General features: G+C 58.8%; 10 protein-coding genes and 2 pseudogenes. 4 read left to right on the top strand and 8 right to left on the bottom strand.

The window, feature by feature from the left end:
- A pseudogene (locus AVHM3334_RS22965) lies at window positions 1-115 on the top strand (IS5/IS1182 family transposase); the annotation flags it as partial.
- 317 nt (window positions 116-432) lie between these two features.
- On the opposite strand, the gene AVHM3334_RS22960 reads toward AVHM3334_RS22965, so the two are convergent.
- From AVHM3334_RS22960 to AVHM3334_RS22950, 3 genes are all read right to left on the bottom strand, one after another.
- Window positions 433-594 carry a hypothetical protein gene (locus AVHM3334_RS22960; protein ID WP_284415769.1) on the bottom strand — a complete coding sequence of 54 codons (162 nt, stop codon included), beginning with the start codon at window positions 592-594 and terminating at the stop codon, window positions 433-435.
- Window positions 595-669: 75 nt separating this feature from the next.
- Complete coding sequence (locus tag AVHM3334_RS22955; RefSeq protein ID WP_284415768.1) at window positions 670-807, bottom strand: hypothetical protein; 138 nt, start codon at window positions 805-807, stop codon at window positions 670-672.
- A gap of 233 nt (window positions 808-1,040) precedes the next feature.
- A protein-coding gene (locus tag AVHM3334_RS22950; RefSeq protein ID WP_502869969.1) for an IS5 family transposase occupies window positions 1,041-1,779 on the bottom strand; the annotation gives its coding sequence in 2 pieces (ribosomal slippage) (window positions 1,041-1,565 and window positions 1,567-1,779; 738 coding nt in all).
- A 418-nt stretch (window positions 1,780-2,197) separates the two neighbouring features.
- Between AVHM3334_RS22950 and AVHM3334_RS22945 the strand changes: the two genes are divergently transcribed.
- Window positions 2,198-3,553, top strand: coding sequence for a tyrosine-type recombinase/integrase (locus tag AVHM3334_RS22945; protein ID WP_284415767.1), 1,356 nt, complete (start codon window positions 2,198-2,200; stop codon window positions 3,551-3,553).
- On the opposite strand, the gene AVHM3334_RS22940 is transcribed toward AVHM3334_RS22945, so the two are convergent.
- The 4 genes from AVHM3334_RS22940 to AVHM3334_RS22925 form a co-directional block, all read right to left on the bottom strand.
- Window positions 3,550-3,705, bottom strand: coding sequence for a DNA-binding protein (locus AVHM3334_RS22940; RefSeq protein ID WP_284415766.1), 156 nt, complete (start codon window positions 3,703-3,705; stop codon window positions 3,550-3,552). The two genes, AVHM3334_RS22945 and AVHM3334_RS22940, sit on opposite strands and share 4 nt — an antisense overlap.
- Before the next feature lie 44 nt (window positions 3,706-3,749).
- Complete coding sequence (locus AVHM3334_RS22935; protein WP_284415765.1) at window positions 3,750-4,247, bottom strand: hypothetical protein; 498 nt, start codon at window positions 4,245-4,247, stop codon at window positions 3,750-3,752.
- Window positions 4,248-4,432: 185 nt separating this feature from the next.
- Window positions 4,433-5,014, bottom strand: a complete 582-nt coding sequence (locus tag AVHM3334_RS22930; RefSeq protein WP_284415764.1) for a hypothetical protein — start codon at window positions 5,012-5,014, stop codon at window positions 4,433-4,435.
- Window positions 5,015-5,214: 200 nt separating this feature from the next.
- The gene (locus AVHM3334_RS22925; protein WP_284415763.1) at window positions 5,215-7,467 is read right to left on the bottom strand and encodes a hypothetical protein; all 2,253 of its coding nucleotides are present in this window, start codon (window positions 7,465-7,467) and stop codon (window positions 5,215-5,217) included.
- 902 nt (window positions 7,468-8,369) lie between these two features.
- Between AVHM3334_RS22925 and AVHM3334_RS22920 the strand changes: the two genes are divergently transcribed.
- Together AVHM3334_RS22920 and AVHM3334_RS22915 are read left to right on the top strand one after the other, a co-directional pair.
- Complete coding sequence (locus AVHM3334_RS22920; RefSeq protein ID WP_284415762.1) at window positions 8,370-8,510, top strand: hypothetical protein; 141 nt, start codon at window positions 8,370-8,372, stop codon at window positions 8,508-8,510.
- Complete coding sequence (locus AVHM3334_RS22915) at window positions 8,507-8,794, top strand: hypothetical protein (RefSeq protein ID WP_284415761.1); 288 nt, start codon at window positions 8,507-8,509, stop codon at window positions 8,792-8,794. Before AVHM3334_RS22920 ends, AVHM3334_RS22915 begins: the two co-directional genes overlap by 4 nt.
- 40 nt (window positions 8,795-8,834) lie before the next feature.
- Here AVHM3334_RS22915 and AVHM3334_RS22910 read toward each other — a convergent pair.
- Window positions 8,835-8,955: pseudogene (locus AVHM3334_RS22910) on the bottom strand (IS630 family transposase); the annotation flags it as partial.

The raw sequence follows: 8,955 nt of genomic DNA, 5'->3' as shown, positions 1-8,955 counted from the left end.
CTTTGCCTGGCTGGAGAAGAACAGGCGGCTGTGGAAGAACTGCGAGCGGCTGCTCAATACCAGCCTGCAGTTCGTACATCTGGCTTTCCTCGCTCTGCTGCTCAGGAGATCGTGAACACGTTCTAAGGGCCACTCCGAGGTTCCCAAGACGATTCCAGTGGTCCTCGGTTAACGAAATGGCTGGGGTCGGCCTGGAGTACCGTCTGCGATTGCGCCTCGGATTTTCTTGCCGGTGAGTCGTTGGGACGGCCGGCGAAGGCTCCAGCTCAAAATCCGTGGCGTCGTTGATCCACGTGCCGATGGTGTACGTCGCAAGCACGCCGGCACCAAACACGCGAAAGCGCAGGGGAACAGGGACCCACCGGAGGATCACAGTGCTGTTACCGGCAGGGTCGATGTTGATCAGTTCGGTTTGCCCGGCTCAACAGGTGCTCACTGAACCCGCCATGCAAGCCCCTTCACCCCGCCGATTACGATCATCGAAAACAAGGAGACTTCATGGGACGAGAGCTCAAACGCCTGAAGCGGCGCAAAGAGGTGGTCGAGAAAATGGAGGCGCTGACGGATAAAGCAGACACCGCGTTCGTCATCCATTATTCATGCGAGAGTTTTTACGACAAGACAGACGGCAAGACCCCCCGCGTCACGTCGATCGGCGTCCGGAACCTATCATCCGGCCAAACTGATTCCTTCGCCGTACACCAAAGCGCAGAGAGGAAAGGGATCGCCTTCGATCAGATCTCGAGTCACTACGATGATCTCGAGCGCCAGATGCTCACCGAGTATTTTGAGTTCGTCAGGACGCACCCCCACTGCTCATTCATTCACTGGAACATGCGGGATGTGAACTACGGCTTCGCCGCGGTCGAGCACAGGTTCCGCGTCCTTGGGGGCAACCCCATCCAGATCGCCGAAGACCGGAAATTCGACCTATCTCGAGCGCTCGTTACCCTCTACGGCTTGGCGTACATCGGCCATACCCGCCTGGAAACCCTCATCGCGAAGAACAGCATCGGCGCCAAAGACTTCTTAGAACGTGTTCACGATCTCCTGAGCAGCAGAGCGAGGAAAGCCAGATGTACGAACTGCAGGCTGGTATTGAGCAGCCGCTCGCAGTTCTTCCACAGCCGCCTGTTCTTCTCCAGCCAGGCAAAGCTGCGCTCGACGATCCAGCGCTTGGGCATGACTTTGAACGTGTGCAGTTCGCTGCGCTTGGCGATCTGCACTGTCACATGCCCACCCAGGATTTCCTGCACACCTTGCGCGAAGGGCTGGCCAACATAGCCGCTATCGGCGAGCAGGCTTTGCACCCGGCTCAGCGTGGGTTTGCAGCGCGTGAGCGCCAGCAGTGCTCCCTTGCGATCCGTCACCTCGGCCGTCGTCACCGCCACCGCGTGCGGCAGCCCTTGCGTATCCACCGCGATGTGGCGCTCGATGCCCGAGACCTTCTTGCCTGCGTCATAGCCCTTCAAGGCCGCCGTGTCAGTGTTCTTCACACTCTGCGCGTCGATGATCAAGAACGCGCTTGAGGCGTTTCGCCCCAGTCTCCCACGGGCCGCGCCAACCTGATTTTTTTAAAGCCTGCTCAAGCAGGCTAACGCCCTGATCATCGGGCAGGCTCCACTTGGCGAAGTACGAATGCACGGTGCGCCACTTGGGAAGATCGCTGGGCAGTGCCCTGCATTGGCACCCTGTGCGCAGCAGATACAGCACCGCGCACCACACCTCGTACAAGTCAACGGTGCGTGGTTTGGTCTTCTTGCGCGCACTCTCCAGCATCGGCTTGATGATCTCGAATTGCTCGCGGCTCGTATCGCTGGGATATTTCTTGGTTCGCACCTCGTCATTGTCAGTGATCAGACAAAGATCGTGAACACGTTCTTACACCCGCCGTTACACCGACCAGTTTTGCGACCCCAAAGACAAAGGACCTACAAGCCCCGAGGGTCCTGTAAGTCCTTGATCCGAATCATAAACTTCTTGGTGCCGGAGAGATGAATCGAACACCCGACCTTCTCATTACGAATGATGCGTTCCCGGTGTTGATCGGTGTTGCTTTGGTGGCCGTTCAGAGGCAATTCCCCAGGGACAGGCCCATTCTAGGGCGACTAATGTTTGGATGGTGTTGATCGGCGTGGCTCAAATTCCCTTACCTTGGCCTTACCTTGAAGGGCCAAGGTAAGGGAAGATCGGGGGTATGAGTAATAAAGTGAAGTTGTCGGTCAAGCGCATCGCTGACCTCCGTCCGGTGGATGACAAGAACCCAGGCTTCTTGATCGACGCTGACACGCCGAATCTGTACGTCCGCATCCGGCCCCGCGGCAAGCCCGCGTTCCTCTTCGTGGGCTCCATGGCTGGCAAAGCCGTGAACCTGGTCATCGGCAACACGCAAACCTGGACGATCCCTGCGGCGCAGGAAGAGGCCCGCAGGATGCGTACGCTCATCGATCGAGGCATTCACCCGAAGCTCGAGCGTGAGGATCGCGAAGCCGAGACTGCAAAGGCCATTGCCGCCAAATCAAAAGTTGAGATTACGGTCGGGCAGGTCTGGGAAGACTACATCGCCCGAGGCGTCGGAAAGAAAGGCAGGCCATGGGCGCCGACTTATCTGCGATCGCTGAAATCAGCGATGCATGCCGGCGGCGAGATGTTCCCGCGATGTGGTGACAAGAGAACGGTTCAAGGCCCGCTGTTCGTCGCCAGGGACATCCCCGTCGGTGAGTTCGATGATGACGCGCTCGCTGACATCCTCGGCGACGAGCTTGACAGGATTGGAGAGCGATTCCGCGGCGAGCCTGGCGTGAACCCGCCTGGGTACGCCGTCGTGAACAAGGCAGCTGAGAGCCTGAGCGGGATGTTCAGGTGGGCATCGCGAGAGCGCGAGTACAAAAGCCTGATCAATGGGAACCCTGCGCGGTCGCCGACTGTGCAGGACAACCTGCCGTCGAAGACCGGCGTTCGCAGGCTGGATTTCGTCGAGATCGTGCAGCTTGAGAAGTTCTTCGAAGGCCTGTCGACGCTGCCAAACCGCACCATGGCCGGCTACTTGACCGGCCTGCTGATCACTGGCGCGCGAAGGCAAGAGCTGGCAGCTCTGAAGTGGTCAGACATCGACTTCGATCTTAAGAAGCTCACGATCGCAGACAAAAGCACGCAGACGCTTCACCGCACTCGCGAAATCCCGTTGGCGCCGTGGCTCGAGTCCGTGATCCGCAGCACGCCGAAAATCGACAACAACCAGTACGTGTTCGCGGCACCGCGATCGAAGCTCGGCTACGTGCAAGACGCTCGCAAGTCCCTCGCACCGGTGTTGGAGCACGCGAAGATCAAGCACCTGACTCCGCACGGCCTGCGCCGAACCTTCTCGCTCGTTGGCGAGGCGGCCCGGTGCCCTTCAGGCGCCGTCGAGCAGATCATGGGGCACAGCGTAAGCAGCATGGAAGAACACTACAAGCCTCGCCGCATCGACGCCCTGCGCGAGGAGCTGGTGCGGCTGGAAGAGTTCGTGCGGGAGAAGGCGAAGCTGCCGGCCCTCGAGCTGGCCGAGGTCTAAAAAGAGGCCTTGCCGTCGATGTAGTTCTGGAGATCAGCGACGAGCCACATGTTCCGGCCGTTCGGGGCTTTCTCTGGCTGGAACGGCCCGCTTTGATCCATTGCCCAACGGCGAAGCGTCTGCGGCGCGAGGCCCAGGACCTTGGCTGCCATGACGTTATCGACTCTCGGCGAAAACGGAAAGATCTCCGACAGCCTTACCTCGACAGCGGGCGCGTGTTCTCGTCCAGGTCTGTGAACGAACGCTTGGCCACGCGCTTCCGAGGCACCGGTGATTTGACCTTCGCGCCCGTTGCGTCGAGCAGCTCGTGATCCTCTTGGGTTGCCGACATCTTCTCCGCGTCCAGGATCAACGTCTCGCCCTGCGGCAGGCCTTCGAGGTGCGAAATGAACATCGTCAATGCTGCCTCCACGACCAAGTATTGGCGCGTGCCGACGGTCTCCAGCGCTTCCAGGCGCTTCCAGATCGACGGTCGAATGCGCATCAAAGTCGCACCCCGACCTGCCATCGTCGAGCGCCCTGTGATGACCAACTTCGGCCGCTTGCCCCCAGGTACTGCCAGCTCGGCGATCGCGGCCTGGGCCTTCAAGTTCGGCCTGAATTGAGGAGCTTTCACGATCGCCATAAGCTCGTCTGCGGTCGTCTTCGCCTGCGCAGCGCGGTTCGATCGCGGGTTCGGTTTCGTGTACGACATGGGGCACCTTGTAAACGTCTGGACGTTTATCAGTGTAGTTGCCCTCTGACATTTTTCGAAATTCCCACCACGCATCCGTAGTGTCAACACCGGCGTCGTTGAGCTGTTTCGGCGCCGAAACACTCGGCAGCGTGAAGGGCCCAAAAACGTGGGCGGTGATGATCTCAGAATGCAGTCGGGGCATGTCAGCCTTTGGTCTTCGTCTTCGGTGTGGCTGGCGTCTTGGATGCGTCATGAGCCGCCTTGGCGGCATTGGCCTTCAGCCGCTCGTCTCGGTCCATGGCCGCTTGATTTGGCCGTGGAGGCCGCGAGGCGCCTTCCATGGCCTTGGCAAGCATGTCACCCACCGCATCGCGCTCGGATGCCTCTGCTGGCGCTGGTGAAGCCTCCTCAGGCTGCGTGGGCCAGACCGGCTCGCCTTGCTTGCGTGTTCTGTTGACGACGCGGCCTGGCAACACCCGGTTCTGCGCCGCCGCCACTTCGGCGATGTCCTCCGGTGAAGCATTGAAGCTCGCCGCGTCGATCGTGCGCACCATGCCCTGCGGCTGGGCCTCCAGCTCTTCACAGAGCCGCAGCACGGCGTACTCTTGCAGAAGGTACTGCGGCCCCAAGGCGACCGCCTGGAGACGCCTGAGCGTCGAAGGGCGCAGCTTCATCAAGAAGTGCGTGCGACCTTCTGTGGCCCTCGCAGATCCAACGATGGCGAGCTTCGGAGGGTTGCTGCTCTTGAGTGCTTCGAGCGTCTCTTTCGCGGAGATTCTTGCCATGTGCGGGGACCTTTTCGTTACCGGAAACTGACACGTTATTGTATCCAACGACGTATTCGGAGAATCAGGATTCGGTTGCCGGAAACGTTAATGGGGTGTACAATTAAGCCCAGTTGGTTGTTTCCAACAAACCGGTTTGGAACCGTCGAACCAAGCCACTGAAGCCCCGGCGCCGCAAGGTAGCCGGGGTTTCTTTTTGGTCAGTTTGCTTGCGCGAACGGGGTGGGCTTCAGCTCGTTGCCGTTGTCGTCCGTTGGCATGGACCAGGGCACGGTGTAGTACGTTTCCGAACCGGAGGCCATGGAGCCTTTCTGGAACGTTGCGCTGCAGAAGTCGAGGCGCTTGACCAGCGATTCGAGGTCGACCTTGGACCACTTCGAAGTCGAGAAGAGGTCTGCCAGGCCGCGCGAGCGATGAGCCAGGCCGAGGGTGTAGATGCCGTCCTCGTGCTTGTCGATGCGCATGCCGTGCATGCCAAGGTTCTGCTTCCAACGGCCGCGGGGGGTGTCGCAGGCGGCACGGTGCCAGAGCTCGGCAATGGGCATCGTGTGGTCACCTGCGGCGTCAGTCTTCACGTTCGTGGTCGAGATGAAGGTCTTGATCTCGTCGCTTGTCGACATTGCGTTTGCGCGGTTGACAGCGTCGACCATGTCAAAACGATCGAACCATGCGTGAGCGGTCTCGGGGGTCATCTCCTGGTCGTGGAGCATGCAGAACGATCCTGCCATCGCTGGAATCATCGTGTTCGCATCGCGGCCTTCGATCTTCGATCCCAGTGCTACGGCCTTGAGCATCACCACAGCGCGTTCGAAGCGCTGCGCGCTCTGCAGCGTGCGCATGAACATGCGCTTGCCAAGGTCGGTCACAAGGGCGTTCTCGGAGTCGTCACCGTCCGTGAAGAACGGATGAATCGGAGGGCGGGTGCCGATGGGCCACGGCGACATCTTGATGAGGTTCAATCGTGTGATGAGCTGGTCGTCCATCTTTGGCGCGATCGTGCCGGCAACAAGGCAAGTGGTCCGGATCTGAAGCTGGACGCCCTTTTGATCAGTGCTTCCCAGGTTCTTATTCTTGCCGTCGTAAGCCAGTTTCAGAAAATCCATGAGCGTTGCGATGTGTGCAGAGTCGAACCCGCTCTCATCCAAGATGGAGGCGATGCACGCACGCAGTTCGAGCAAGGCGCTCGCCACACCGGGACCGCTGGAGCCGCTTGAGCTGAAGGCAGCACCGCCAAGCATCTGCTTGTAGAAGGTCAAGAGCACCGATTTGCCCGATTTCGGATCGGCCTGGATGAAGGTGTGCGGGCATTGCGGCAAGGCAGCGCACAGAAACATCAAGAACAACGCGCCCATCGACATCAAGGGGTCTGTGTCCCTCCTGGTGGATTCGTCCGGGTACGCGCGACCGATGGCGTCACGCAATGCCTTCTTCTCGAAATTGAACGTGTGCATGTAATCGAGCACGGCATGGCCGTCTGCCACGGTTGCTGGCACAACATCAGGCGTGATACCGAGGTCTTTGCCTGCGGCGTAGATGCGGTTGCCGGTCCTGGGCACGGGAGCGCCGTCGTCGACAAACCAAGCCTGGTCGGAGTTCACGACGTATTCGCCGTTTTGCTTCCAGACACCCGACAGTCGAATGCGTTCGCGGTCCCAGACCTTGAGCCGTGCGCACTCGTCGCGGATGACGCCAGCCGCTGCAATGTTGTCGAAGCCAACGACAACGCCACGCTCGTTCTTGCGAGGAAATTTCTCGCGCAGCCAGTTTTCGCCGGCCAAGGTCATGAGCGCACCTTGCTGTGTGTAGCCCGTGGTGCTGAGGGCTTGGACTTCTGAGAAGTCGGTTGACCAACACATGTAGTTATTGCCAATCTTGCCAAGTGGGATGTATCCGCCGCTGAGGACCTTTTCGACGTTCTTGTTGATCGTTCGATCTGCTGCTGCGGAGAGAGCCAGGATGACGCGATCTGCGCCGGCAGCCATGAGCCACTCGGAAACGTTGGCATGGGCCCTGGGGACGCTGTAAGCCCGTGCAGTGACGCCAACAGCCCGCAAAGCCGCTGCAGTGTCTGAGACGGCTTCCAGGTCCTTGGCGCTCGTTTCGCGAGTCGTCAAAAAGATCGTGCACTTCGTCTCGCGGCCAAGACGCTCAATCGTTGGTGCTGCTCGGCCGGTGCTCGAGAGGTACAGGGGCAAAGTGTTGAAGGGCCTGGCGACTGCAGGAATGCGGGCGGCATCCAAGGCGGTCGAGTCAGAGTCAGAAGAGACAACAGCCAGAAAGCCCGAAACGGCCAAAACCAGTTCGATGTCCGGAGGAAAGACCGTGACGGTTCCAGGAATCTCATCAGCTTCAAAGCCTTCTTTGGAATCCGGGGTCAAGTCCAAAGAGGCGGATTTCAAGGAAGAAGAAGTGACGGAGGCCAAGAGGTTGGCTGGGGAGGCAAGCGGTTGCATGGTGTGTTTCCAAAGTGATCGGGTGTCGAGTCCGAACTGCCCAAAGTCGGTCAGTTGCGCAATGGTATCATGCCTTTATTTCTTTGATACATGTATTCTGCTCCCGCCAACCCATCTTCTTGGTGATGGGCTCCGCCTCCTGGAGTTAGTCGGCCCACATCAGGAATGCATTCCTGATCATCTTGCCTGCCGAAAACTGCGTTCTCCCAATGAAGAAGGGGCTCCAAAGAGTTATCAGGCGATCAGGAATCGCAAACCACCCTCTAGCCCCCTAGTTACTTTTTTCAGGATGCAAATGTAACAATGTTACAGATTTTCTCTTCAACATGAAATTCAATTCCTGATAGCTTGATAACTAAAAACAGAGGCAAAACTCTTGTAAGGTATTGATTTTGCTTGAGTTAGTTATCAGGAACGTGGCGGGCCACATCAGGCGATCAAGAACGGTTGCCTGTTTTTTAAACAGCTATTGGATAATGTAGTCGTACTCCCACACGAAGTAATGCCCTGAGCGCACAAGAAACGATCGAATCAAAAGCTCAGGGCTGGCTCCCTGGCGAAGAACGTTTCCAGCTTGCTTATGAGCTTGTGAAAGCGGGATCGACTTGGCGCGAAGCCTGCACCACGACCGGCGTTAAATACTCGATCGCACAGCTGCGTTACAGGTACCGAGGCCTTCCTTCTCCACGTCGCGTGAACGTCGCCCCTGCCGGCGGCCGCGACGCAGCATCTCGGCGCGTTTACGAGCGAGCCGTTTCTGGCGAGGTTGCGGCCACTGTTGCTCGAGAAGAGGGCGTCAGCTACCAGTACATGATTAGGTGGGTCCGGCGCCAAGGGTGGCCAGCGCCACAAGCCACCCGAAAGCTCCAGGCCTTGATGGCCGAGCTCGCGCGAGCATCGGCATGAGCACGACCACAGCCAGCTCCACGTTGTTGATTCGAGGCACCAACGTCGGCCGCTTTGTCCTCCAACCCGCCGTCATCGTACCGGCCCAGCACTCGACCGTGGCCCACATGGAAGCGGAAGTGGCAGGTGCGGCATGAGCACCCGACTCGAAATTTGCCGACTCGTCGAGGCATCTGGCGATGCTGGCCTGAAAGGCATGGCGGTCAACTCGCGCTTCAGTAGTGCAGCCTGGCATGCGAAGGCCGCTCATTTTTCTGATGCTACAGAACAAGGCCTCATCGAAGGGTTTCGAATCTATCAAGCGCATCACTACTTCCGTCTCACCGAAGCTGGCCGATTCCATCTTCAAACCGCCGTCACCGGAGCGGTTGCCCGCTTGGTTTTAGACGACATCGAAGCAGAAACGGCGGGATCACAATGAATGACGAGATTTGGCGGGCGGAGGCAATCGCTAAAGTTACTCACAAGTCAGAAATATAGGCGACAGATGGGTGTCTGAAGAATGACCTGATGAGTGCAGGATCTTCAGCCACCGACTGCAACTGCGCATCCACACGCTCCTTGAGCTTCTCCCCCTTTCGC

The sequence above is a fragment of the Acidovorax sp. SUPP3334 genome, from assembly GCF_030159055.1.
GTDB lineage: Bacteria > Pseudomonadota > Gammaproteobacteria > Burkholderiales > Burkholderiaceae_C > Paracidovorax.
Note: the sequence above shows the minus strand (reverse complement) of the source record. Positions and strands in the feature narration are given on the sequence as shown.